This is a genomic window from Marinobacter salexigens (assembly GCF_018860765.1).
Taxonomy (GTDB): Bacteria; Pseudomonadota; Gammaproteobacteria; order Pseudomonadales; family Oleiphilaceae; genus Marinobacter; species Marinobacter salexigens_A.
On the sequence record NZ_JAHKPV010000021.1, the window covers coordinates 1052320 to 1078030 of the forward strand.

Sequence of the window (25711 nt, forward strand, 5' to 3'; positions counted from 1 at the left end):
TTCCATCCCGAGATGGCCATCAAGAACGCATTCTACGCTCAGTCTGGCGGTGTTACCGCCGTCATCAACGCCAGTGCCTGCGGGGTCATCCAGACCGCACGCAAGCATCCGGACAAAATCGGCAAAGTGTTTGCCGGGCGCAACGGTATACTGGGTGCACTTTACGAGGAGCTGATTGATACCAGCCTCGAGAGTGATGAGGCCATTCAGGAGTTGATCCACACTCCCGGCGGTGCTTTTGGGTCCTGCCGTCACAAGCTGAAAAACTTCTCGGAAAATCGCCGGGAATACGAGCGTCTTATTGAAGTATTCCGTGCCCACGATATCGGCTACTTCTTCTACAACGGTGGTGGCGACTCTCAGGATACAGCCTATAAAGTCTCTCAGATGGGCGATAAAATGGGTTACCCCATTACCTGCATCGGCGTTCCCAAAACCGTTGATAACGACCTACCGTTTACCGACTGCTGCCCGGGCTTTGGCTCCGTCGCCAAGTACATTGCGACCTCCACTTTGGAAGCCAGTCTAGACATCAAGTCCATGTGCGAGACTTCAACAAAGGTGTTCGTTTTAGAAGTGATGGGCCGTCATGCAGGCTGGATTGCGGCCTCTGGCGGGCTTGCGGGTCAGGGCGAAGGCCAGCCGCCTCACATTATTTTATTCCCGGAAATTCCGTTTGATCGCGAGGCGTTTCTAGCGCGAGTCGATTTCTGCGTGAAGGAATATGGCTACTGTGTGGTTGTAGCATCTGAAGGCGCCCAGTACGACGATGGCCGCTTTCTGGCGGATGCTGGCGCGAAAGATGCCTTTGGGCACACGCAGTTGGGTGGCGTAGCACCCGCTTTGGCGAATATGGTTCGGCAGGCACTTGGGCACAAATACCACTGGGCCGTTGCAGACTACCTGCAGCGTAGCGCGAGGCACATTGCCTCAGCCACCGACGTTGAGCAGGCATACGCCGTTGGCAAGGCAGCGGTAGAAATGGCACTGGCAGGAAAGCAAGCGATCATGCCCACTATTGTTCGCGAAAAAACAAAGCCTTACGTCTGGTCAATTGGTGAAGCCCCGCTAAGCGAAGTGGCAAATCAGGAAAAGAAAATGCCTATTCACTACATCACAGATGACGGCTTTGGCATTACAGGAGAGTGCAGGGACTATCTCGAACCGCTCATTGCTGGCGAGAACTTTCCGCCATTCGAAAATGGCCTGCCTAAGGTTGCAAAACTCAAGAACACCCTGACAGAAAAGAAGCTGAAGACCAATTTTCAGCTCTGATTAGGCTCGCTTTACGTTACGTACCAGAAGGCCTTGTATTTATCTACAAGGCCTTTCATATTCATTTCAAGGTGAGCCTTAGTTGGCCTTCCCCGCCTCCAGTTCACGCACATAGCTAGAAAACTCGTCGTAGCCACCGATGTACCTGTCACCCACTAAGATCTGAGGAACCGTATAAACCGGGCGACCAACCTTGTCTGCAATGTCTTCTTTGGTCATGTCATGCTCGATCATATCGACCCAGGTGTACGGCATGCTGCGAGACTCGCACAAACTTCTTGCACGCACACAAAACCCGCAGCTTGAACGACCGTAAATTGTTACCTGCTCCATAAAACTCTCCGGAATACTTAGCCCGAGACACATCTTGGGCTATAAAAAAGGGTGTTAAAACTCTTAAAATCATGATGACATGATTGAGCAAGATTGAAAATTGAAGCTTTGAATGCCCACTATAGTATCGGAACATACGTAGGCGGCTTTAGCTGAAAAAAAGAGGAACACCCCATCACCGCTAGGAGAACTCTGTGGTTTACCTGACATTATTTCTGACCTCGTTTGCGGCGGCCACACTGCTGCCGGCCTATTCGGAAATACTGACAGGCACACTGGTTGTTCAGGGCTACCCTATGCTGTGGCTATGGGTTTGGGCCACGTTGGGCAACACCTTGGGGTCCGTGGTTAACGGTATTATTGGCAGGCAAATTGACCGTCTAAAGCACAAACGTTGGTTTCCGATTAGCGAGACCCAACTGCACAAAGCGAGAAACAGCTTTAACCGTTACGGCCAATGGTCTTTGCTTTTAGGCTGGTTGCCCATAGGCGGCGACGCGCTAACGCTGGTAGGGGGAGTAATGCGCGTGCCTTGGCTGAACTTTATTGTGCTAGTGGGCATTGGTAAGGGAATACGTTACGCCTTTGTGATCTGGCTGGTTGCCGAAGCATCGGGCCTATCATCTCCCTCGCCGTAGAGGTATTTGCGTAACACGGATTCACCATTGAACTCCGAATGCAGCACGGCAATAAAGGTATACACCCCAATAAGTTTACGGTTTAGAAATACAAACTCACTGGGCGGCACTCGAAAGTAACGACTTATGGCTGACCGTGCTGCCTGACGGGCAACCCTAGAAGGCAGATCGCTTTGCTTCCAGCGGTATTGGCCTTTGCTGTTAACAGCGTAGTCTGGCCAGCTTTCATGATCATGGGATAGCGGCTCCAGAACCGACATACAAACCTGACCAAACTTCTCTAGCACCTCTGTAGGCCAATCGGTACTCATAAAGCGCAACTTTACGCCACCATCGATCACTGCCTCTAAATCGTTTTCGTATGAGGCACGGATCATCTGGATAACCGGGTCGAGAAACTCTCGCGAATACGACTGTACCGCACCGAAATCCAGCAACACTATGCGATCGTGCTCAACGTCTTTGCCTTCCTCTCCGGCAATGCGAATGCGGTAATTGCCGAAATTGGGATCCGTTTGGATTTCGCCCCACTCAAACAACTCACGAAAGAAGAGCTCCAGCGCAGCTTTTCCTAGTGCGCTTCGGCGTTCTAGCGATAATTCCCGAACTACCTCAGCGCTGACGGAATGACCATGTTCGTAGGTAGACGCAATCACCTGCCCGCCGGAATACTCTGTTAGCACCCGGGGAACCACAAACCGAGGGTCATCTTTAAGCATCTGCCGGAATTTCTCGGTGGTGCGGGCCTCAAGGCGGTAGTCTACTTCCCGGTGCATCATCTGCCGCACCTCTTCCAGCCAATCCTCAAACTCAGGCCCAAAGCTTACCAATCGAGCTACTCTAAGTAGCTGAGCTACCGCGTTTAAATCGCTGTCTACCGCATCGGCAACGCCGGGATACTGAATTTTCAGCACCAACTCCAGACCATCGCTACGCCGTTTTGCACGGTGCACTTGTCCCAACGAAGCAGCACCAATCGGTTCGGGGTCTATATCCAGTTCGGCAAGTTGCTCACTGCCAATTTCGGCTTTGAGCACACGTTCAATGGCCGACCACTCCAGCGAAGTGGTCTGGTCTTCCAGAGTATGCAAGGCTTCGGTGACCTCTTCAGGCAAGAAGTGCTCACCATACAGCGCCATCACCTGACCGATTTTAACCACACTGCCTTTGAGTTTGCCCAACTCATCAACCAAAAGGTGGGCCTGCCTGGATAGCATGGCGCGGTGACGCTCATCCCGTTTATCTTTGCTGCTGAACCAATTGGTCGCCATGTGCGATGCTACACGCGTACCGGCAAAGAGCCCCGCGCGAGTAAGGCTCAGCCGGCGTTCGAAGCTGCCTGTTTTGATGCGGGAGACTGAATTACCTGAGCGTTTGGATGACATGTATGACCTGTCCGAATCTGAGAATTTAAAAACCCTGACTTAATCTCTGATTTGATCTCTTAACCTAACAGCTGCGGGTGACCACTGTCATTATACGGATACGACAGTGAACTGACCTCTCCAATTCGACTCAGATACTGCGGCGTGGCGGCCATTGTTCGCCGAGGCCCACCGGTTTATACCTGTTCGCCTGACCACAAGCCCTACTCACAAGTCAGGTCATTTACTGGCATTCGGCAGGTTCTAGCCCATGCTTTTACGTTTTGACACAACACTTGCATTGAATAGGGTCTATTGTTCAAAGAGCAATCAAAATACTGATTATTATCAAAAGAACCGGCTCACTCTATGCCAGACATCGCACCAAAGGTTCCAGCTAAGAAGCTGTCTCAGTATCGGGTATCAGGCGAAATACCGGTCCCGGTCCTGATCAACTGGCTGAGCATTGCCGCCGTGCCATTGCTGGCATTTTTTGCCTTCCGCTCTATGGGTCGGGGGGAGCATATTACATCGGCTCTGCTCATATTGTTTGCCACACTGATGCTCAGTAACCTGCTGGTATACGTTGCATGTGGCCATCAGACCTTTCAGCGCAGAGCATTTATAGTCCTAACAACCATTATGTTCTGCTATCTGGCAATTTTCGCCTTGGAGGATGGTTCAGCCATTATTTGGCTCTTTGCCTATCCACCTATCGTATTTTATATAAGCGAGGCACGAGTTGGCGTCGGCACCTGTGTCATGGGTTTTACGGGAGTCATTCTGTTGTTTAGCCCACTTGCCGAACAATCACTGGACTTGCCCTACAGCCCCAGTTTTCGGATAACTATGGTGGTGGCGCTAGGTTTTGAGATGGTCACATGCTACATCCTTGACCGGAGCCGGCGGCGCAGTAAGCTCGGCCTTCTGGCGATGGCCAAGGAGTTCGAATATGCCGCCAAGCATGACGCGCTTACCGGGCTGGCAAACCGGCGCGAAGCTTTGGACCAACTGGATGCAGAGTATGAGCGCTATCTGCGTAGTGAGAGGCCATTCTCAGTGCTATTGGCAGATATTGATCTGTTCAAGAGTGTAAATGACACTTACGGACACCACGTAGGTGATGAACTAATTGTTTTGGTAGCGGATACATTGCGCGAGGAGTGCCGTAAGGTAGACACCATTGCTCGCTGGGGCGGTGAGGAGTATCTGGTGCTACTCCCGGAAACCGAAGAAGATGAAGCGGTGCAGATTGCCAATCGAGTCCGTGAAGCGATTGCTAAAAAGGCCATCGTAGTTGAACAAAGCGCTGTGCACTGTACAGCGAGTCTCGGAGTAGCAAGCATCAAAGGCGCTGAGTCTATCGACAAGCTTCTTCAGCGTTCCGACGAAGCCCTCTACCGTGCCAAGACTCTAGGGCGTAACCGAGTTTGCGCCCATCAAGATGTAGAAACGTCTTAACCCTCTCTAATACTACGGTGACTCACCGACGAATCGCCCAACCCTGAAACCAACTGGGCTATCAGGCGTTTTTCGATATCATCCATACTTATAGGCGCCACAAAATCGCGGATTTGGCACATAGCCAGACCTGCGTAACCGCAAGGATTGATTCGCCGGAACGGCTCCATGTTCATATCAACATTCAAAGCCAAACCATGGAAGGAGCAGCCACGACGAACTCGCAACCCTAGCGAGGCAATTTTTGCGTCACCGACATAAACACCCGGCGCATCCGGTCGAGGCCTTGCTGTGATGCCAAGTTCTGCAAGCGTGCGAACCAAACCCTGCTCAATGACATCAACCAGACCTCTCACTCCTATCTTGCGACGAGTAAGGCCAATCATGAGGTAAACCACCAACTGGCCGGGGCCGTGGTAGGTTACCTGCCCTCCGCGGTCCACCTGAATCACAGGGATATCGCCCGGCGCCAATATGTGCTCTGCTTTGCCAGCCTGACCCTGAGTGTAGACTTGAGGATGCTCCAGGCACCAGAGTTCGTCGCTGGTATGCTCGTCTCTTTGCGCCGTGAAGCTTTTCATCGCCTCCCAGGTTTCCAAATAGGGCTGCCGCCCCAATGATCTGACAATCAATTCAGGCATTGCGTTTAGAGCACCATGTGTACACGGCCACTGGCCTTGAGCTCTTCAAACAGAGCCTTCAGTTGAGGCTCGCCGGTGGCCATAATGTTCAGCCGAACCGAGCAGAATCGGCCTTCCCTGCTGTCTTTAACGGAGACATCTTCGTCTTTTATTCCAGGAGCGTGCCGCTCAACAACCGTCACCACAAACTCTTTAAAGTCTGGTGCAGCATCGCCAATAACCTTGATGCCGTAATCGCAGGGAAATTCGATTTTTGGTGCTTCCGGCTCACTCATAGTTTTTCTCCCGGGCTCAACTCGCCCTTATTGGAACATCTGCACAAAAAACAGCTTGATGGAATCCCAAATGCGCTTGAACAAACCGCCCTCGGGCACTTCGGTCAGGGCGAGTACCGGCTGATCAATCAGCACCTCACCGTTAAACGAAACCTTTACCCGCCCCAGTTCGTCGCCAGCACGCACAGGTGCTTTAATCACCGAATCGAGTTCTACGCTAGACTCAAGACTGTCACGAGATCCTCGCGGAATCGTTACGTAGGCATCTTCAAGCATGCCTACAGAAAGCTTATCGGACTGACCACCCCACACTTTGGCTTCAATCAGTTCTTGACCGGCACGGAACAAGCGCTCGCTCTCATAGTAGCGAAAGCCGTAGTTGAGCATTTTCTGGATTTCTTGAGATCGAGCCTGAGAGCTGCTGGTTCCCATAACGGTGGCAATAAACCGGGTATCATTACGCTTTGCTGAAGCCACCAGACAGTATCCTGCCTCCTCGGTATGGCCCGTTTTGAGTCCATCGACACTGTCATCACGCCACAGCAAGCTGTTGCGATTTGGTTGACGAATATTGTTGTAGGTAAAGTGCTTCTCTGCGTAGATCGGGTAATTCTCCGGGTAATCATTGATGATCGCACGGGCCAAAACAGCGAGATCGTAGGCGGTGGAGAAGTGGTCGGGAGCAGGCAAGCCCGTAGCATTTTCAAAGTGCGTATCCTTCATGCCCAGCAGTTGAGCCTGCTGGTTCATAATATCAACGAACGCACCCTCGCTGCCCGCAATAAACTCCGCCAGCGCGACAGATGCGTCGTTGCCGGACTGAATAATCACCCCTTTTAAAAGATCTTCGACCGAGACGCTGGTCCCCTCTTTAACAAACGTGCGGGAACCCTCTGTTTTCCAAGCCTTCACACTAATGGGGACCATGTCAGACATACTGATCCGGCCTTCATCAAGCTCCCGCTCAACAATATACGCTGTCATCATTTTGGTCAGGCTGGCGGGTGGCAAGCGCTCATTGCTGTTGCTCTCCATGATGATGCGGCCACTTTTCGGGTCCATAAGCACATAAGAGCTACCAGCGATCTGCGGTGGAGAAGGAATCAGCACTGTCTGGGAAATTGCCTTGCCTGACACAGAGATCATCAGCATGAAAGCGAGAAATGCTGAAATAGAAGAGAGTGAGCGGAAAACTGATTTTAATGCCATGGGTCCATTCATTCGTCGTTAAGTGTGTTTTTATGTGCGATCTAACATCTAGTGCGAGTCGGTCAGCACAATTGATTGTGAAAATCCTTGGGCTTCCAGAAGGTTCTGCGTTTCTCGCGCACTTCCTTCATCCTGAAAAGGGCCTACTTGCACCCGGTGAAAGCGCCCCGACGCAGTATCTACAGAGCGCACCCGCACGGGTTCACTACTAAGTACGCCTCTGGCACGATCTTGCAGTTTCTCTGCAGGGGAGCGGCTGCCGAACGATCCAAGCTGAACAAACAGCCCACCACGCTGGTCACCATATACTGCAACATTATTTTGACTTGATCGTTTCGTTGGCTGGCCTTCAAGAGCAAAAGGCTGGCCAGCAAGGAACATGCTGCCGTCTGGCTTCACCGTAATGGCTGCCACTTCTACTCTGGCTGTTCCGTGTGACTGATAACCCAGTTTCTTGGCCGCTGCGTAGGACAAATCGATCAGTCGATCTCCGTGAAACGGCCCTCTGTCATTAACCCGAACAATCACAGATTGGCCATTGTCCAGATTGGTGACTTTTGCATAACTAGGTATTCGTAAAGACTTATGGGCAGCAGACATCTGGTACATATCGAAGGTTTCGCCATTCGATGTTTTGTGGCCGTGAAATTTTTCGCCGTACCAACTTGCCACACCGCGAGCGACATATCCGTCATTGCTATCCACTACCGAGTAGCGCTTTCCCAAAACCCTATAAGGCGACTTGTTTCCCGCCTTAACTTGGGCCTGATACATGGGTATGGCATCTGACAACCCAGACACATCGAAGTTTCCGGTGGGCGCCCTATCCTGTGAAATCGTATAGCGAGCAGAGTGGTCGGTTTCGACAGGGCCCGGCGCCGAGGCGCAGCCAGCCAGTACCAATACCGCCAATAATGCCAGCAAAAAACCTGAGCGATTTACTATCACCGTCCGAATATCCTTTAAAATGCGGGCCACAGGGTAAACACAAACACGGCTCTACCTATCATTGTAACGGGTTACCGACCTCTATCACCATTACCGGCCTGACATCAGGCGGTGATCATCCTGCGATGGGTGTGTATGGACATCAAAATGCCAAACGCCGCCATGAGTGTCACGGTTGAGGTGCCACCATAGGAAATTAGCGGTAAAGGTACCCCGACCACCGGCAGCAAACCACTTACCATGCCAACATTGACAAACACATAGATGAAAAAGGTCATCGTCAGCGCCCCCGCTACGAGTCGGCTGAAAGAGTCTTGGGCGGTCACTGAGATAAAGAGGCAACGCAAAATAATCAGGAAGTACACGCTGAGCAGAATCAAAACCCCTATAAACCCGAACTCCTCCGCCAGCACCGCAACAATGAAATCTGTGTGGCTTTCCGGCAGGAACTCAAGGTGCGACTGGGTGCCTTGTAGCCAACCTTTACCATCGACACCGCCCGAGCCAATGGCAGTCTTGGATTGAATAATATTCCACCCTGCGCCTAAAGGGTCGCTTTGGGGGTCTAACAGCGTCAACACCCTCTGCTTCTGGTACTCACGCATTCCGAAAAACCACATCAACGGCGCCGCCACAGATACCATCACCAAAAACGCACTGATCAGTTTCCAGCTCATGCCCGCGAAAAACACCACGAAGAGCCCGGCCATGCCAACAAGGAGCGAAGTTCCGAGATCGGGCTGCTTCACGATCAGCACCATGGGGAGGAGCACAATTGCCAACCCTACGCCGATGCGAGAAAGTTTTGGCGGCAAAAAATGCCGCGACAGGTACCAAGCCGCCATCATGGGCACCACCAGTTTCATCAGCTCCGAGGGCTGAAAACGGGGCAAGCCAGGCAAGGCTAACCAACGCTGGGCACCTTTCGCCCCAACGCCCACAAACAACACGGCAACCAAACCGACAAGACCAACAATATAAAGCCAAGGCGCCCAGCGTCGAAATACGGATGGATCAAGTTGGGCGAAAACCAACATCACAACAAAAGCGATCCCAAAACGCACGCCCTGGGCTTTTACCACGTCAAGGTTTCGATCGGCGCCGCTGTATAGCACAAACAAACCGCCCGAAACCAGGGCAACAAGCAGTACCAGCAGAATAGGGTCTAAATGCAGCGCTGACCATAACCCCCTCGGGCGACCAAGAGGGTTGCTGGCCGTTGAGCTGAACACTTCCCGAGTAGCCATTAAGGAGCCTCAATCGTAGGGTCGGCTTTACTGATTGAAGGGCCATCTGCAACAGCCGAAAACTCCAGTAGCCATGCGTCAAACAGTTCCCGAGCCACAGGGGCCGCAGTACTGCTGCCCCCACCGCCGTTTTCAACAATAACGGCGACAGCAATTTGTGGGTTTTTCAAAGGTGCAAAGCCAACAAAGAGCGCATGATCACGTAACCGCTCGCGCACCTCTTCAGCATCGTACTCTTCATCTTCTGCAAGACTAAACACTTGGGCCGTACCCGTTTTTCCGGCCATTCGGTATGACGCACCCCTGCCCACTCGACGGGCTGTGCCTTTAACACCGTGCATTACTTCCGCCATGGCATCCGCTATGTATTCCCAGTTGCCGGGGTCTTTCAACTTTAAAGGCTCGTGAGTTTCATCCGGAAGAAAATCATCTCGTGACCTATCTCCTTGAATGTCTTTAAGCAGTCGCGGCTCAACCCATTCGCCCCGATTAGCGATAAGTGCTGTGGCTGTGGCGAGTTGTAAGGGCGTGGACAGCATAAACCCCTGACCGATACCCAAATTAACCGTATCGCCCGGGTACCAGGGTTCATTCCGTGTCGCACGTTTCCAGTCCGGCGACGGCAAAAGACCGCTCAAGGCTCCGGATACATCCAACGTGGCATCTTCACCAAAACCGAAGCGGGATAAATAACTGACCATCGTATCTACACCCATTTCTACTGCCGCTTCATAGAAGTAGACATCACATGACTGCGCCATTGCATGGGTCAGATCAACCCAGCCATGACCGCCCCGCTTCCAGTCTCGCCAACGACGACCTGTAGAGTTAATCTGGTAGTAGCCCGGATCCCAAACAGAGTGGTCTCGTGTTACAGCACCGCTATCAAGGGCCGCAATGGCCAACATGGGCTTGAGTGTGGACCCTGGCGGGTATTGGCCTCGCAGAGCGCGGTTAAACAAGGGTTTATCTTTACTATCACTCAATTCACGATAGTCCGGAACACTGATTCCGGTTACAAACTTGTTGGCATCGAAACCGGGCACGCTGGCTAGGGCGAGTATGCCACCTGTTGCGGGCTCGATAGCTACAATAGCACCTCGGCGACCGTCGAGGAGTTCGTGGGCGCGATTCTGCAAACGCAAATCTAAATGCAGCTGAAGGTCTTCGCCGGGCACTGGGTTTTCCCGGTCAAGCACTCGGAGGGTGCGCCCTCGGGCATTGGTTTCTACATGCTGGTAACCAACTTTTCCGTGCAGCAATTCTTCGTAAAAACGTTCTACTCCAGACTTCCCGATATAATTGGTGCCTGCGTAGTTGACCGAATCAATGCGCTGCAATTCTTCGCGATTAATCCTGCCAACAAAACCAAGAGCATGGGCCGTCAGTTCACTGTGAGGGTAATACCTTACCAGCTCTGCCTCTACTTCCACGCCTGGTAGCTCATGCCTGAGCACCGCCAAGCGCGCAATCTCGTCTTCTGTTAGGTCGTATCGCAGCGGTATTTCCTGAAACGGGCGACGAGGCTCGCGCAAGCGGCGTTGAAACCGCTCCAAGTCCTCATCAGACACGTCGAGAACACTTACAAGTTGCTGCAGCGTGGCATCCACATCACCAACCCGCTCTGGCACAAGGGTTACACTAAAGACGGGGCGGTTTTCCGCCAATAAAACCTGATTGCGATCGTAAACAAGCCCACGGGGAGGCGGCACAGACTGAACTTGTACCCGGTTTCTATCGGAGAGAGTGCTGTAAATATCGTGCTCGACCACCTGCAGCTGGTACATGCGAGCCACGAGCCCTGCCAGAAGTAAGAACACGAATACCAGCGCTACGGTGGCACGGCGCTGGAACAGCCTGCGCTCGGCTGCAGTATCCTTGAATTCACCCCACGGCATGGATGCTTCCTAAGCCCGGTGATACGGGTGGTTACGGGTAATTGACCAGGCTCTGTAAAGCTGCTCTGCTAGCAGTATCCGAACCAGAGGGTGGGGCAAGGTAAGAGGGGAAAGCGACCATTGCTGATCTGCACGCTGGCGACAGGGTTCTGCCAATCCGTCGGGGCCACCCACAAGGAAGCTTACATCCCGACCGTCTTGCTGCCAGTTTTCCAACTGGCTTGCCAGCTTTTCTGTAGACCAAGGGCGGCCTGTCACTTCTAGCGCGACAACCCTGTCTTTGGCGCCAGCTGCAGCCAGTACCGCGTCACTTTCGCGCTGCATCAACCGCGCGATATCAGGATTTTTGCCACGATGGGGCATGGCAATTTCTACCAGCTCAATAGGCATTTCCGGAGGCATGCGACGCGCGTAATCGTCGTAGCCCCTGCTGACCCAGTCGGGCATCTTCTGCCCAACACAGATCAAGCGCAGCCGCATGATTACTCGCTGCCCGCAGCACCGACATCCGGTGCGTCACGCCAGAAGCGCTCCAGATCATAAAACTCTCGGGTGGCGGGTAACATTACGTGCACAATCACGTCGCCCATATCCACCAGAATCCAGTCACTGCCGCCGCCACCTTCTACGCTGCTGACACGAACGCCCTTCTCTTTGGCGTCTACGACAACCGAATCCGCAAGGGATCTAACGTGGCGGTTGGATGTTCCGGACGCCAGAACCATGAAGTCGGTAACGCTGGTGCGATCCCGTACATCAATAACGCTGATATCCTGTGCTTTCACATCTTCAAGTGCATTCACTATCAGATCTTTGAGTTGCTCTGCCTGCATAATTTCCCTGTTGTCCGGGTGCCGGCCGGAATGGCCACCCGAAAAGTCATATTCGATCGCGATTGTAACACTAAAAGTTCTTCGCAGGGCATGCCCCGTAAAGCCCCATGTGTTGAATCTCCGCCAGAACCGAATCGGGCGCTAGATAACGCGGCGATTGGCCAAGGCTGATACGGTCCCGAATACCGGTGGCAGAGATATCGAGCCAAGGCGGGTTGAGCTCTAGAACGCGTCCCGCCGCGCAGCCGTGAAGCGCGCTAGCACTATCAACAGCGCTCTTCGCTAACAATCTAGCTGGCTCGCCTTCAGGGTTGAGTATGATGCCGGGACGCTGCACCACAATGATATGGGCCAGTTCCGGAATTTGTTGCCACTCCTTCCATCGGTCAAGACCCGCAAAGGCATCGGTACCCAAAACTATCGTTAGCGGCACATCTACACCTAGCTCACTGCGCAACTGGCGCAAGGTATCCGCTGTATAGGAAGCACCTCCCCGCTGCAGTTCGCGATCATCAATGCGCAGCTCGGGCTCGCCGGCAATCGCCAGTTCCAGCAAACGCAGCCGCTGCTCAGCCGTTGCGCCTGTCTCGCCGCGATGGGGGGGAATGTGGCACGGCATCAGACTGACCGGTACATTTCCAAGGCACTCGCTGACTTCCAGCGCAAGACGCAGATGGCCATGATGCACTGGGTCAAAGGTACCGCCATAAACTACGTGCATCAGCGTCAATTCCGGATGTGGCCGTCGCCAAACACAACGTATTTTTGCGACGTTAACCCCTCAAGCCCCACCGGTCCACGAGCGTGTATTTTGTCGGTGGAGATACCAATTTCAGCACCAAGGCCATACTCGAAGCCATCAGCAAAGCGGGTAGAGGCATTCACCATTACCGAACTCGAATCCACTTCGGTAATAAATCGCCGGGCACGGGTATAGTTCTCGGTGATAATGCTGTCAGTATGTTGGGAGCTGTAACGATTAATATGTCCGATAGCCCCATCCAGCCCATCCACCACACGAATAGCCAAAACCGGCGCCAAATATTCCTCACTCCAATCTGCTTCTGTAGCAGCTGTTACATCCGCAAGAATTGCTTGAGTCTGCTCGCATCCGCGCAGTTCAACGCCTTTTTTGGCAAAAGCATCACCGAGCAGTGGCAGGATATCCGCCGCAACTTCTGCGTCTACTAACAGGGTCTCCATAGTATTACAGGTGCCGTACCGATGGGTTTTCGCATTCACCGCAACGTTTAATGCTTTTTCAGGATCGGCATGGCTGTCGATGTAAACATGGCATACGCCGTCAAGATGCTTGATAACCGGCACACGAGCATCTCGACTAATACGCTCGATCAAGCCCTTTCCACCTCTAGGCACGATGACATCCACATAGTCTGGCATGGTAATCAATTCGCCCACCGCAGCTCGGTCGGTGGTGTTAATCACTTGTACCGCAGATTCCGGTAGCCCGACCTCTGCAAGACCTCGAGCGAGACACAAAGCAATGGCCTGATTGGAGTGAATGGACTCAGAACCACCCCGCAAAATCGTTGCATTGCCGGATTTAAGACAAAGACTGGCAGCCTCAACCGTCACATTTGGGCGAGATTCGTAGATAATGCCAATAACACCCAAAGGCACACGCATTTTGCCCACTTGAATGCCGGAGGGACGGTAGGTCATATCCGTAATTGCGCCGATAGGGTCCGGCAAAGAGGCAACCTGGCGCAACCCCTCAATCATCGCGTCCACGCGCGCGGGCGTTAGCTCAAGCCGGTCCAGCATGGCAGCAGCCAAACCGCTTGCCTGCCCGCTGGCAAGATCGCGGGCATTTGCCTTTGCCAGTTCACCGCGTGCGGCGTCCAAGGCTTCGGCGGTCGCCAATAGCGCTCGATTTCGCACGTCTGTTGTAGAACGGGCAATGAGTGTCGCCGCTGCCCGGGCCTGCTGACCGACTTCGGCCATATAAGCTGCAATATCCATCCCTTTACCTTATGTATTTTCTGCCAGAATTCAGGAATCAGGCCCTAACTTTACCTTTCCCGTTTCAAGTACGCACCCCAAACAGATATTATACTGCTGTGGTACAACGGGAACTCCGGAAAAGGACGAATACCATGGCCCATACGGCCGACAAGTTTTTGCTAAACCGGTTATCACGCGCCAGCCTTGCTGTACTTGTGGGTATTGCAGCCTTGTGTGCCGTGCTAGGCGAACCCCTCACTGCGACAACCGCCGCAGTGGCGGCCGGTGTCGTTGTCAGCGGGCGTAGCTTTCACCCGGGACGAGAGCTACGCCCGTGGCCAGTGGTTCAAAAATTATTTCTCGCAACACTGATACTACTGCTGCTAACCAGCTTCTGGACCGGCCCTTGGGCGCTTAGCCACTGGCTATACGGTTTGGCACTGGTAGTGTTCGCTCTCCTACCCCGAAGCCTTGCAACTCTAATAACTGTAGTAATCGTCGTTCTTGCCATGGCAGCAGCCCATTGGGCCGAAGGTATAGCCGACCGGCACCAGATGGTCAGCGCATTGCTACTTACCATACTGCTTTCTGCTGTACTCATATTCCTGCGCGAATACAAAACCCGACAGCTTGCACCCTTAAGGCGCACAGACGAACTCACCCAAGCGGCCAGCCGGGAATACCTATCTGCCGACTTACACAAGGAAATCCAGCGAAGCGAGCGCGAGGGCACAGACATGTCCGTAATCATGATAGGCCTTGATACCCACGCCAGCGACAATGACCCGGATGAAGATATACGCTCCATTCTTCCGCGAATCGGACGCTTCCTACATTCTCAACTTAGGGACTTCGACACATACTACCGGGCGGCAGACCTGCAGTTTCTGGTAATACTTCCCGGAATCGCAACGCAAGAAGCCATCACCAGAGCCGAAACAATCCGCAAAGGGCTTGGCACCTTGCTCGAAACCCACGGCATGAACCTAACGGTTAGCACCGGTATCGCCGGGCTGAATATTGGTGACGACGCCGACAGCCTGCAACAAAGCGCCGCTAACGCATTGCGCCGTGCACAGCTGCAGGGCGGAAACCGAACTCAAGCCTATAGCACTTGGGCACCTGTTACGCCGCCCCAGCAACGTATGGAGGGGCCTGCGCCATGACAGAAACCCGCCTGAGAACCTGGACTCATAGCGCTGGCTATGGCCTTGCGACCTTGTTTATTTTTACATTGGCGCTACAAAATCTCCGCTATGGTTTCTATGACCTTTTCTACCTTGCAGCGGGCATGGCCACGCTAACACTTGGCGGCCTTGCGTATACGTTCCTTAGCCGCAGACACCAGCTTTCGGCGCCCGGCCACCTGATCATTCTAACTGGCCTGAACGCTGGTCTTATGGCGGCCATGCTGACCATGGACACGACAGGCATTACCCATTGGGCCATGCCGCTGTTAGTGCTTAACTTGCTTATTCTGCCTCTGCGCCACGCGCTAATGCTCTCATTGCTTCTGCTCTCCCCTATGGCAATTCTGCTCTTTGTAAAGCAGTCGCCAACAGATGCCATCACCGCTTTAAGCGGGCTATTCATCGTGCTAACCGTTGGGGCGCTCTATATATGGCAGTACGACCATATGGCGCAGTCGGCTGAAGACCTTGCCATTACCGATCCCGTTACGGGCGCCCACAACGCCCGGTTTCTTGACGAAACACTGCAAAAAGAAATTAGCCGTGCCATTACCACGGGTCACAGCCTATCAGTCATTAACCTCACTATCGATTATGCCGACGAAGCCGCAGATCTCCATGGGGAGTCTGGCATGCAGGCGCTATTTCACGACATGACCCAGCACCTCTTTGGACTGATTCGTGCCGGGGACACCCTTTACACCCTCAATAACTCCGAGTTTTTCCTTATCCTACCCTTCACTCCGGAGGAGGGCGTGCGGGTGATTTCAGAGCGTATCAGGCGTACCATATCCGAAAATCACTGGCCATTGATTGGCAAGGCAACTGTAAGTCTTGGTTGCACCACTAGAGGCACCAGTGACACCCGCACAGATACCCTGCGCAAGCGCGCGCATCAAGCTATGCTGGAAGCTCGCAGGCGAGGCGCGGACTCGGCCTGGTTCAGCCCAGGAGAAACTCTCCGGACATGAGCAACGCCTGGCTTACAGAACTAACTGCATGGTTGAGTGCCCATCCCGGCTGGTTGTCTCTTGCGCTATTCAGCACCGCCTTTATAGAGTCTCTGGCAATTGCCGGCATCATCGTGCCCGGCGTTGCCCTCCTTTTCGCCATTGCTGTATTGGCCGCACAAACTGGAACGCCCTTAATGGCCGTATTGCTATGGGCGGGTATGGGAGCTATTGCTGGAGACACTCTGAGTTTTGCGATCGGCAGGCTTTTTCAAGGCAGACTAAACAGCGTGTGGCCCCTGAGCCGTTATCCCAAACTCATCGTCAAAGGCGAGCGTTTTTTTCATAGGCACGGTGGCAAGAGCATCATCATTGGCCGCTTTGTGGGGCCGGTCCGGCCAGTGATCCCCTTAATTGCTGGCGCTTTAATGATGTCCTGGCGACGCTTTCTGGCCTTTAATATCGGATCAGCCATTGCCTGGGCGCCCGCCTACATTCTGCCGGGCTTTCTGGTGGGCAGCGCACTATCGAGCAAAGTTCAGCTTCCGGCCCACGCGTATCTGGTGACGGCTGTCAGCATCGCTACTCTGGCGGCCATCTACCTTGTTATGTTTCGTTTTCAGCTTGGCCTTGGCGATAACAGCCGCGTCTATATTTGGCTGAAACAGCGCATGGCGCAGTACGAAACCACCCATCGTTTCTGGCGCCTGTATTCCAATGAACGCCCTGCACAAGCGAGTGAATTCCCGCTTGCTTCGCTAATGCTTGCCCTTGGCACACTCGCGCTGTTTATTCTTTGGGGCCAATTAGCAACCATGACCGACGTTATCGAGCCTTTCGATCAACTAGTGATGCAGTGGTTCAGTGACTTACGCCAACCCTTGCTTGACGCACCTGCCATTGTCGCAACGCTTCTTGGCGACCCGCCCGTGTTGACAGCCGCCGCGGTGCTGGCGTGTCTCGCTCTGGCGTTCCGCGGCCATTATGCGGCCGCCATTCACATTTTGCTGGCAGCGGTTATAACAGCGGTGCTGGTAACGATCCTAAAAGCCGCCTTTGGCATTGATCGCCCCGATCAGGTGGTCAACCCACCATCATCGGGCTCCTTTCCCAGTGGCCACACCGCAGGCATTACTGTATTCGTGACCCTGCTCGCCAGTTTTGTGGCAGCTGAAACCCACAACAGCAAACGCTGGCAAACTTACATGCTAGTCTCGCTACCCCTAATCCCCGTCGCTCTTAGCCGACTGTATCTGGGCGTGCACTGGTTTAGCGATATTGTGGGAGGGTTACTGCTGGGACTGGCAATCACCGGCGTAACAAGAGCCAGCTTCAGCCGTTTCGACCGCGTACCCATTGCACCGGATGTTCTGACCGTTTCCGCCGCTCTAATATGGCTGGCCTTCTGTGGTGGCTACGTCTGGGTTCTGTGGCCGGAGGCCATCCAACATTACGCACTCACGTCGTAACGGCCTTCAACCTTCTTCGAGGGCCTCAAGCAGTTCTTGCAGGCGGCTGAGACGCGCCACTGGATCCTGCATTTCCAAAAGCTGCTGCTTCTCCAGCTTGTCCAAAGGTAATAGTTCAGTCAGTCTCCAACCAACATCGCGGGCATCCTCGTAATCGACAGTCATGCCCAGCTCATCGATTACCGGGTGCCGAAACAGAGCGCGCACCACAGAAGGCAGCTCGTGAAACACAGCGGGGATTTCCGCCCGCTGTTCGACCGGCAAAAACTCCACCTCGCCCATATTCAACCCGTCATCCTGCTGCCAGCTTTGGGTGATATAGACCTTGGCATCGCCTTCTACCGTAATTCCCAGCAGCCCGTTATCCAGTTGCTGAAAATCTATGATGCGCACATAGGTACCCGTCTCTTGGAACGATGCCACGCGGCCTGCTTCCGAACCGTTTTGAAGCAGGGTGATCACAAATCCTTGATCCTCCTTCAGGCAGCGAGTCAGCATATCTAGGTAACGCGGTTCGAACAGCTGTAACGGCACTCTCCCTCCCGGCAACACAACCGAGTTGAGAGGAAAAACAGGAACTTTCATCGAATCGACAACAGCTTTTGTACTTCGTCTACACGAGCCCGCGCCTCGGTCAGCACCTCAAGGCTGCGTGATGCATTCAACTCAAGGTTTCCAAGTCTACGGTAAGCCGGTACCTCGTCGAACGAGGGCAAGCCTTCGTTCTGGCTGGAGCCAATCATGGCGTGCAGTTGCGCCACAATAACTACATCAACCAGCTGAGACTCTGCTTCCCGACTTTCGTGATTCCAGTCTTCCGCATAGCGCACAGCTTCAACAAACGGCTTCGGGAACGACCAACTTTCCAGAACGGCAGTACCTACATCAGATCGCAACTCTTTGATGGCATTTTGTAAATTAGCCTCATCAGCAAACAAATTTACGTGATGCTCTGCCTGCACCAAAACCGGAACCACGCCGATATCGTGAAGCAAGCCTGCCAGAAGTGCCTCTTCCGGGTTCAGGCGGGTTGCATGGTCTGCCAACACCCAGCAAAGCGCTGCTACCTCTCTGGAGTGCCGCCAGAGGTTTTCCATTTCTTTTTGCAAGGAGGGGTGTCGACTTTTGAACACCTCCCGCATTGAAAATACGGTTACCAACTGGCGAGTCGTGCGCATACCAAGTCGCACAACCGTCTCACGAACATTGCGCACATCGCTGAAGCCTCGATACAACGGACTGTTACAGGCTCGTACCAGTTTGGCCGCCATGGCAGGGTCAGCCGACACTGCACTGGCTACCTGTTCTGCGGTGGTGTCTTCTTTATCAACCAAACGCCGAACTTTCCATGCCACATCGGGAACGCTGGGTAGCTTTAGCTGGTTGGAGCGCAACTCCGCATAAAACTCCATCAAAAGGTGGTGTTCCTCGCTTTCACCTCCCGCCTGACTTTCCCCGGCGTCCATTTCTACCTGCGCAACCGGAGCGGTGCGCAGAAGCTGGTTGAGCACATCTTGTTCAACCACAAGAAACTCGCAGGGCTTCACAGCCGTAACGTCGTACATTCTTGGCTGCAGCCTGGCGATGGGATTCAAAGCCTGTTCGGTTTCCGCCTCAATGACCGACTTGCGACCATCCACTGATTCCAACTCGACCTTTCCGGTTACCAAAAAATAATCCAGACCGTCACGCACGCCGCGCTCTAGCACGCGCTGGCCCGGCCCATGGGTCCGGCGCTCTGCACGGCTGGCCAGCACCACCAGTTGCTCATCAGTCAGCCGGTTCAACGGTTGAAACTCTTTCAGGCGGCGTAGCGGCAGGCTTTCCTGGCTAGCCATAGGCAAACTCCTTAATTGTGTCACTGCGAGGCATTGATTTATCGCATCTGTTAACTATTGTAACCACGGCACAGCAAAACAGCCATGCGCTTGATGTCTAATCTGGTAGACTTTGTCCCTTCATTAGCAATCACTAAGCACCCTTACCCAGTACCTTTACAGAGAGACCAGAACACCATGCCTCAGTATCGTTCGCGGACTTCCACCGCAGGCCGTAACATGGCTGGCGCCCGCGCCCTCTGGCGCGCCACCGGCATGAATGACGGTGATTTCGGCAAGCCGATTATAGCGGTTGCCAATTCCTTCACACAGTTTGTGCCCGGACACGTTCACCTCAAAGATCTCGGGCAACTTGTTTGTCGCGAGATCGAAGCTGCTGGCGGCGTGGCCAAAGAGTTCAACACCATTGCGGTAGACGATGGCATCGCCATGGGCCACGACGGCATGCTGTACTCCCTGCCCTCCCGTGAAATCATCGCCGACTCTGTAGAGTACATGGCCAATGCCCATTGTGCCGACGCTCTGGTGTGCATCTCGAACTGCGACAAAATCACACCGGGCATGCTGATGGCAGCCATGCGCCTGAACATCCCCGCCATTTTCGTATCCGGCGGCCCTATGGAGGCCGGCAAAACCAAACTGTCCGAGCACAAGCTGGACTTGGTAGATGCCATGGTCATTGCTGCAGACCCAACTGCAGACGATGAAATGGTTGCGGAATACGAGCGCAGCGCCTGCCCGACCTGCGGATCATGCTCCGGCATGTTCACCGCCAACTCAATGAACTGTTTGGCGGAGGCCATTGGCCTAGCCCTGCCCGGAAATGGTTCTATGCTGGCTACCCACGCCGACCGCGAGCAACTGTTCCTGAGAGCCGGCCGCCAGATTGTGGAGAATGCAAAACGGTATTACGAACAAAACGACGCCAGTGTGTTGCCCCGGAGCATCGCTTCCATGGCTGCCTTCGAGAACGCTATGGTTATGGATATCGCCATGGGCGGCTCCACCAATACCATACTGCACCTGCTCGCAGCGGCTCAGGAGGGCGGCGTTCCGTTTACTTTGAACGAGATTGACCAGCTTTCCCGCAAAGTTCCCCAGTTGTGTAAAGTGGCGCCAAACTCGCCGAAGTACCACATGGAAGACGTACACCGCGCCGGTGGCATTATGGGCATTCTTGGTGAGCTTGAACGTGGCGGCTTGATCAATACAGACCTGCCAACTGTGCACAGCAAAACCATGAAAGAGGCCCTGCAAATCTGGGATATTATGCGCTCCCCGTCCCCCGAGGTTGTGGCGTTTTATAAAGCCGGGCCAGCCGGCATCCCTACCCAGACAGCGTTCAGCCAAAGTACGCGCTGGCCTAGCCTCGACGGCGACCGCGAAGCAGGTTGCATCCGCTCTGTTGAACACGCATACAGTTCCGAGGGCGGCCTTGCCGTTCTCTACGGCAATATCGCTGTTGACGGTTGCGTGGTAAAGACTGCTGGCGTGGATGAGAGCATCTTTATTTTCGAGGGTAAAGCTAAGGTATTTGAAAGTCAGGATGCTGCAGTTGCTGGCATTCTGGATGACCAAGTCACGCCTGGCGATGTTGTCATCATCCGTTACGAAGGCCCCAAGGGCGGCCCTGGCATGCAGGAAATGCTCTACCCCACAAGCTATCTGAAATCCAAAGGGCTGGGTAAAGACTGCGCACTGTTGACCGACGGACGCTTCTCCGGCGGCACTTCCGGGCTTTCCATCGGCCACGCATCACCCGAGGCTGCCGCTGGTGGAGCAATCGGGCTGATCGAAAATGGCGATACTATCTTGATCGACATCCCCCAGCGCTCAATTAATGTGCAACTGGACCAGCAAGAGCTGGATCGCCGTCGCGAAGCACGGGACGCCAAAGGCTGGAAGCCTGAGCAACCAAGAGCGCGCGCCGTATCAGCTGCTCTAAAGGCATACGCACTGCTGGCCACTAGTGCCGACAAAGGCGCGGTAAGAGATTTGGAAAAGCTGGGCTAGCTTGGATCTTAACTAAAAAAGCCCGCGCAGATGAAGTCTGCGTGGGCTTTTCTATTATAAGGTGCTGGTTTTAGAAGAAAGACCAACCACCATCGTCCTCTTCCTCTTCCTTTTCAACTGCCTCTTCTTCAACCGGCTCCGACTTTTCAGGCGCTGCAGTTTGCGTTTTTGCAGGGCTAGCACTGGTTGTGGCGGCAGCCATATCGATACGAATCAAGCCGAGTGCGTTTTTGGTGGCCTCATCGAGAATACCGTTTGCCTGCAGTCCATTATCCTTCTGGAAACGGGTCAATTCCGACCGAGTGGCAGGGTCCATGCCGGGGTTCACGTTGGTAATGTCGTAGCCTGCACCGTAAAGGGCATTTTTAAGCGCCACAATTTCATCCGCGAAGGCGGCGGGTGCGAAACCTAGTAATGCGGCAGCGCCGAATGCGAGCGCTATGTGCCTCAAACGGGCAATGGTGTTTTTCATAATACTCACCTGCTTTACTCCTGATATCTTTTCGATATCCGTTTCTTTCTTGTTATGTGGTGCCAATCTCCACAGGCTGAGGCATCTTTAAGAAAAGACTAACATACTTTTGTCTCGTGTCGCCTTAATCGACATCATCTCCCGGCGCTTCAACCCTTTGCGATTCTTCACTGAACTCTCGAATAAATATTCCCCAGAACGCCATGAACAAAGCCGCAACAAGGGGCCCCATCACGAAGCCGTTAATGCCGAACATGGCCAAGCCCCCCAACGTTGATAGCAGCACAATGTAATCCGGTAGTTTTGTATCTCTACCTACCATAATCGGTCGCAAAATATTATCCGCCAGCCCGATCACAACTACGCCAAATACCGTTAATACCACTGCCTGAACAATGTCGCCCACAGCGGCAAGATAGATAGCGGCGGGCACCCACACCAGCGCAGCACCTACAGCGGGAAGCAACGAAAAGATAGCCATAACCACACCCCACAGCAGGGCCCCTGTAATGCCGAGAACCCAGAAAATGATGCCACCTAGAGCACCCTGAATAATGGCGATCAACAAGTTACCCTTTACCGTCGCGCGGGTCACTTCAGCGAACTTTGCGAACAGCAGCCGCTCACGCTCATCTCCCAGAGGCAGTGCTCGAATCATCAGGTCAATCAGCTTGCTGCCATCGCGCAACAGAAAGAATGCCAGATAAACCATCAGTGCCAGCCCGAGGAAAAACTGAAAGGTGTTTTGACCTATGCCCAACGCCTGCTTGGCTAGAAACTGGCTACCACCTACAAACAGGCTGACAACCCGATCACGAATTTCGCTAAAGTTAATATCAAATTGCGCAAGGAACGCCTGTATGGCCGGGAACGATTGGTTCACCTGATCGATATATTCTCCGGGCTTTATCTCTCCTTCCTGAATTTTCTGATAAATACCCAACCCTTCCGCCACCAGAGACGTAACCAGTACCAGCACAGGAATTACTACAATCAACATGCATATTGTTAGCGTGATCAACGCATTCACGTTGGGCCGGTCACCAAGTCTGCGCACCAGAAAAAGCTGCAGCGGATGAAAAATCAAGGCAATGGCGATGGCCCAGAAGATAGGGCCAATAAAAGGCTTCATAAGAAGCACGAAAGCCAAAGATACCCCTACCAGCATGGCAAGAAAGGTCCGCGTTTCGAGTTTTGCGTACATAATTCTGCTTTGTCCCTGTCAGATTCAGTCGCGCAACAGCCTACCACGACCTCATGGCCACTCATGCATGCTTCAGGTTATAGTGAAAAGTTGTTGATTAACGATTAAACAGGTCACGGCATTGGAACTGGAAACCTTTAACACGGATACGGCCCTAGAGGCCGCTGCGGAGTTGCGCCGGGTTTTGGCAGCCAGAACTCATCGCAAAAAGGTCATGGGCCAAGAAGTGCTGGTGCCGGGACAGTTGGGGGAGGCCCTGCAACTGCCGCGAATTATTAACCGCCTTCAGAGCAAGCAGCAAAAGATGCGCGATCAGGGACTGGATGATTTCCAAGAACTCTGGCCAACCCTTTCTGTCGCAACCCGTGAAAAAGTGCTCAACGCCATAGGATGGTACGACCCCAAAGACCTGAGTTGGGAGGATAAGCGCTCAAACCGGCGGCCGATAGTCGACCCGAACAATTCCTGATTCAAAGCAGCAACGCTCTGTTACGCAACTCAAACACACCAGCCTTCTAACTGATTTATCCTATTGGTTGAAGATTGTTGTACCGGTTTCAAAAAGAGAACCTACAACAATCACGCAACCAATCAGTTAGGACAGTCGATGGCATGCGTATTCTGAGGACCGACGAAGACCGCTTCGCAGACCTTCCGGGTTACCCGTTTACTCCCCACTATCTGGATGTCGAGTCTGGCCTCCGGATGCACTATGTTGACGAGGGTCCCGTTGGCGCATCGCCGGTTCTTATGCTTCATGGAGAGCCATCTTGGTCGTACCTGTACCGCCATATGATTCCAATTGTTGCTGCGGAAGGCTACCGCGTATTGGCGCCAGACCTAGTGGGCTTTGGTAAGTCTGACAAGCCTGCATCTGTTAACGACTACAGTTACGATCGGCATCTGGCATGGCTCACCCACTGGCTCAAAGCTCTTGACCTGTGGAATATCACTCTGGTCTGCCAAAACTGGGGATCACTACTAGGGCTGAGGCTTGCAACTGAGCTACCGGACCGATTCCAACGCATCATTGTTGGCAATGGCATGCTTCCAACCGGTGAAGTCCGTGCACCTGCAACATTCAGCGTATGGAAAGCCTTTGCAACACACAGCCCATGGTTTCCAGTTAGCAGGATTGTACAACTAGGTACCGAACGCACACTGAACAAATACGAGTTAGCTGCCTACGAAGCGCCCTTCCCTACCACCGAGCACAAGGCGGGCGCACGTGCATTCCCTAAATTGGTGCCAATATCACCTGAAGATCCGTCAAGCAGCGCAAACAAAGCCGCCTGGAAAGTCCTAGAAAAATGGCGCAAGCCCTTTATTACCTGTTTTAGCAGCGGCGACCCTATAACCCGCGGCGGAGACCGATACATGCAGCGCCGCATTCCGGGCGCACTTGGGCAGCCTCACATCACTTTGCGCGGCGGGCATTTTTTACAGGAAGACTCTCCAGAGGATTTTGCACGGATCATTATCGACGCACTCAAAGCTGAAATAGCGGCCTGAGTCGCCATTTCGCTAGAGAGCAACAGCGCTATTTAGCCAAAGACCGTGACCGTCTGGCGGCTGACCGCCAACAACTCCCCGCGCGAGGTCCAGACCCGGGCATTGAAATGGCAGTAGCCATCCCCAGCCTGCTCAATGCTCGCCTTGTATAACAGCCAATCGTCGGCCTTTAGAGTTGGTCTCGGATGAATGATATCCAAAGCCCAGGACAATGAACTGGCTGGCACAGCAGATTTAAAGTGCTGCAGAACAGGCGCAGGCCAAGCATCGACCAGCGCCACTATGTGTGCATCGGTCAGTGTTTCAGGCACTTCCCGGAACCGCATCCAACCACCCATTTCCCGACTGCTCCCACCGGTAAATGGCATACTGCCGTAGGCCCAACGCAATTCTATAAAACCTATGAAACCGGGGGTTACACCTTCAATAAATGGCAAGCTCTGGCATTGATCCACAGGTTTCGCATCGGGAGCGGGTTCTCCGTCAACCTGTACTATTGATTCTCTGTCGCCCGCAAAGGCACCAATACAGATCAACCGGGGTTCTCCATTCTGGATAATCCGCCCCTCGACTTGGCTCACGGACCTACCTTCGCGCAGAATTTGCACTTCGAATAAGGCTGGTACATCCGCTTCTACCGGAGCCACAAATGACACATTCATGGACCGCATAGGCCTACTATCGGCTACCGCTCGCTCCATTCGGTCAAATAGCAAGCCGGTCGCCAGACCGCCGAAGGTTGCGCGCCCCTGCGACCAAGCTGCAGGCATCACCAACTCATTGCTGGCGCGACCAGCAGTTATCAATTCATCAAAGGTCATAGTGCGTTCCTGTTAGCAACCTATCGGTGGAGGAATAAAGACTGCCCAAAACGCGATTGCAATGCAATGGCAGCGTCCCGGCAACTACCTACAGACGGCTGAGGATTTTACGTATTAAATCCAGTAAAAAGCGGTTATAATATCGCCACATAATG

General features: G+C 53.5%; 26 protein-coding genes. 9 read left to right on the plus strand and 17 right to left on the minus strand.

Going from position 1 to position 25711, the window contains the following annotated elements; all coding sequences use genetic code 11:
* Positions 1-12: 12 nt before the first annotated feature.
* Positions 13-1275, plus strand: a complete 1263-nt coding sequence (locus tag KO508_RS18360; RefSeq protein WP_216009698.1) for a 6-phosphofructokinase — start codon at positions 13-15, stop codon at positions 1273-1275.
* A 78-nt stretch (positions 1276-1353) separates the two neighbouring features.
* On the opposite strand, the gene KO508_RS18365 is transcribed toward KO508_RS18360, so the two are convergent.
* Positions 1354-1608, minus strand: a complete 255-nt coding sequence (locus KO508_RS18365; RefSeq protein ID WP_216009699.1) for a GrxA family glutaredoxin — start codon at positions 1606-1608, stop codon at positions 1354-1356.
* A gap of 194 nt (positions 1609-1802) precedes the next feature.
* Between KO508_RS18365 and KO508_RS18370 the strand changes: the two genes are divergently transcribed.
* Positions 1803-2246: a YqaA family protein gene (locus KO508_RS18370; RefSeq protein ID WP_200367569.1), complete on the plus strand. Its 444-nt coding sequence runs from the start codon at positions 1803-1805 to the stop codon at positions 2244-2246.
* Here the strand turns inward: KO508_RS18370 and KO508_RS18375 are convergent.
* Complete coding sequence (locus tag KO508_RS18375; RefSeq protein WP_216009700.1) at positions 2186-3631, minus strand: ABC1 kinase family protein; 1446 nt, start codon at positions 3629-3631, stop codon at positions 2186-2188. The genes KO508_RS18370 and KO508_RS18375 overlap by 61 nt on opposite strands.
* Before the next feature lie 348 nt (positions 3632-3979).
* Between KO508_RS18375 and KO508_RS18380 the strand changes: the two genes are divergently transcribed.
* Positions 3980-5071 carry a GGDEF domain-containing protein gene (locus KO508_RS18380; protein ID WP_216009701.1) on the plus strand — a complete coding sequence of 364 codons (1092 nt, stop codon included), beginning with the start codon at positions 3980-3982 and terminating at the stop codon, positions 5069-5071.
* Here the strand turns inward: KO508_RS18380 and lipB are convergent.
* The 10 genes from lipB to KO508_RS18430 all read right to left on the minus strand — a co-directional run bounded on the left by lipB (position 5068) and on the right by KO508_RS18430 (position 14105).
* Positions 5068-5712 carry a lipoyl(octanoyl) transferase LipB gene (gene lipB, locus KO508_RS18385; RefSeq protein ID WP_216009702.1) on the minus strand — a complete coding sequence of 215 codons (645 nt, stop codon included), beginning with the start codon at positions 5710-5712 and terminating at the stop codon, positions 5068-5070. The two genes, KO508_RS18380 and lipB, sit on opposite strands and share 4 nt — an antisense overlap.
* A gap of 5 nt (positions 5713-5717) precedes the next feature.
* A complete protein-coding gene (locus tag KO508_RS18390; protein ID WP_216009703.1) occupies positions 5718-5987 on the minus strand; it encodes an HP0495 family protein in 270 nt (89 codons plus the stop codon).
* A 27-nt stretch (positions 5988-6014) separates the two neighbouring features.
* On the minus strand, positions 6015-7196 hold the full coding sequence (locus tag KO508_RS18395; RefSeq protein ID WP_216009704.1) for a D-alanyl-D-alanine carboxypeptidase family protein: 1182 nt from the start codon (positions 7194-7196) through the stop codon (positions 6015-6017).
* Positions 7197-7244: 48 nt separating this feature from the next.
* Positions 7245-8144: a septal ring lytic transglycosylase RlpA family protein gene (locus KO508_RS18400; RefSeq protein WP_216009705.1), complete on the minus strand. Its 900-nt coding sequence runs from the start codon at positions 8142-8144 to the stop codon at positions 7245-7247.
* A gap of 104 nt (positions 8145-8248) precedes the next feature.
* On the minus strand, positions 8249-9391 hold the full coding sequence (gene rodA, locus KO508_RS18405) for a rod shape-determining protein RodA (RefSeq protein WP_216009706.1): 1143 nt from the start codon (positions 9389-9391) through the stop codon (positions 8249-8251).
* Positions 9391-11289 (minus strand): penicillin-binding protein 2, encoded by a 1899-nt coding sequence (mrdA, locus tag KO508_RS18410; protein ID WP_216009707.1) that lies wholly within the window; start codon positions 11287-11289, stop codon positions 9391-9393. The genes rodA and mrdA overlap by 1 nt, the downstream gene beginning before the upstream one ends.
* A 9-nt stretch (positions 11290-11298) precedes the next feature.
* A complete protein-coding gene (gene rlmH, locus KO508_RS18415; protein ID WP_216009708.1) occupies positions 11299-11769 on the minus strand; it encodes a 23S rRNA (pseudouridine(1915)-N(3))-methyltransferase RlmH in 471 nt (156 codons plus the stop codon).
* A 2-nt stretch (positions 11770-11771) separates the two neighbouring features.
* Entirely contained in the window at positions 11772-12122 is a 351-nt protein-coding gene (gene rsfS, locus KO508_RS18420; protein ID WP_216009709.1) for a ribosome silencing factor, read from the minus strand.
* A 70-nt stretch (positions 12123-12192) separates the two neighbouring features.
* The gene (gene nadD, locus KO508_RS18425) at positions 12193-12843 is read right to left on the minus strand and encodes a nicotinate-nucleotide adenylyltransferase (RefSeq protein ID WP_216009710.1); all 651 of its coding nucleotides are present in this window, start codon (positions 12841-12843) and stop codon (positions 12193-12195) included.
* 5 nt (positions 12844-12848) lie between these two features.
* Positions 12849-14105 (minus strand): glutamate-5-semialdehyde dehydrogenase, encoded by a 1257-nt coding sequence (locus KO508_RS18430; protein ID WP_216009711.1) that lies wholly within the window; start codon positions 14103-14105, stop codon positions 12849-12851.
* A 134-nt stretch (positions 14106-14239) separates the two neighbouring features.
* Here KO508_RS18430 and KO508_RS18435 point away from each other — a divergent pair, with 134 nt between their 5' ends.
* The 3 genes from KO508_RS18435 to KO508_RS18445 are packed head-to-tail and all read left to right on the plus strand — an operon-like array spanning position 14240 to position 17696.
* On the plus strand, positions 14240-15253 hold the full coding sequence (locus KO508_RS18435; protein WP_216009712.1) for a GGDEF domain-containing protein: 1014 nt from the start codon (positions 14240-14242) through the stop codon (positions 15251-15253).
* On the plus strand, positions 15250-16248 hold the full coding sequence (locus KO508_RS18440) for a GGDEF domain-containing protein (RefSeq protein WP_216009713.1): 999 nt from the start codon (positions 15250-15252) through the stop codon (positions 16246-16248). The genes KO508_RS18435 and KO508_RS18440 overlap by 4 nt, the downstream gene beginning before the upstream one ends.
* On the plus strand, positions 16245-17696 hold the full coding sequence (locus KO508_RS18445; RefSeq protein WP_216009714.1) for a bifunctional DedA family/phosphatase PAP2 family protein: 1452 nt from the start codon (positions 16245-16247) through the stop codon (positions 17694-17696). The genes KO508_RS18440 and KO508_RS18445 overlap by 4 nt, the downstream gene beginning before the upstream one ends.
* A gap of 6 nt (positions 17697-17702) precedes the next feature.
* Here the strand turns inward: KO508_RS18445 and KO508_RS18450 are convergent, their stop codons facing one another.
* Entirely contained in the window at positions 17703-18281 is a 579-nt protein-coding gene (locus KO508_RS18450) for an LON peptidase substrate-binding domain-containing protein (protein ID WP_216009715.1), read from the minus strand.
* On the minus strand, positions 18278-19534 hold the full coding sequence (locus KO508_RS18455) for an HDOD domain-containing protein (protein ID WP_216009716.1): 1257 nt from the start codon (positions 19532-19534) through the stop codon (positions 18278-18280). The genes KO508_RS18450 and KO508_RS18455 overlap by 4 nt, the downstream gene beginning before the upstream one ends.
* Before the next feature lie 177 nt (positions 19535-19711).
* Here KO508_RS18455 and ilvD point away from each other — a divergent pair, with 177 nt between their 5' ends.
* On the plus strand, positions 19712-21547 hold the full coding sequence (ilvD, locus tag KO508_RS18460) for a dihydroxy-acid dehydratase (RefSeq protein WP_216009717.1): 1836 nt from the start codon (positions 19712-19714) through the stop codon (positions 21545-21547).
* Between the two features lie 70 nt (positions 21548-21617).
* Here the strand turns inward: ilvD and KO508_RS18465 are convergent, their stop codons facing one another.
* Positions 21618-22019: a peptidoglycan-binding domain-containing protein gene (locus tag KO508_RS18465; RefSeq protein ID WP_216009820.1), complete on the minus strand. Its 402-nt coding sequence runs from the start codon at positions 22017-22019 to the stop codon at positions 21618-21620.
* Positions 22020-22143: 124 nt separating this feature from the next.
* Positions 22144-23223 carry an AI-2E family transporter gene (locus KO508_RS18470; RefSeq protein WP_216009718.1) on the minus strand — a complete coding sequence of 360 codons (1080 nt, stop codon included), beginning with the start codon at positions 23221-23223 and terminating at the stop codon, positions 22144-22146.
* Between the two features lie 121 nt (positions 23224-23344).
* Here KO508_RS18470 and KO508_RS18475 point away from each other — a divergent pair, with 121 nt between their 5' ends.
* Together KO508_RS18475 and KO508_RS18480 are read left to right on the plus strand one after the other, a co-directional pair.
* Positions 23345-23692: a hypothetical protein gene (locus KO508_RS18475; protein ID WP_216009719.1), complete on the plus strand. Its 348-nt coding sequence runs from the start codon at positions 23345-23347 to the stop codon at positions 23690-23692.
* A gap of 143 nt (positions 23693-23835) precedes the next feature.
* Positions 23836-24735, plus strand: a complete 900-nt coding sequence (locus KO508_RS18480; protein WP_216009720.1) for a haloalkane dehalogenase — start codon at positions 23836-23838, stop codon at positions 24733-24735.
* 32 nt (positions 24736-24767) lie between these two features.
* Here KO508_RS18480 and KO508_RS18485 read toward each other — a convergent pair whose 3' ends face one another.
* Positions 24768-25556 carry an acyl-CoA thioesterase gene (locus KO508_RS18485; RefSeq protein WP_216009721.1) on the minus strand — a complete coding sequence of 263 codons (789 nt, stop codon included), beginning with the start codon at positions 25554-25556 and terminating at the stop codon, positions 24768-24770.
* Between the last annotated feature and the right edge of the window lie 155 nt (positions 25557-25711).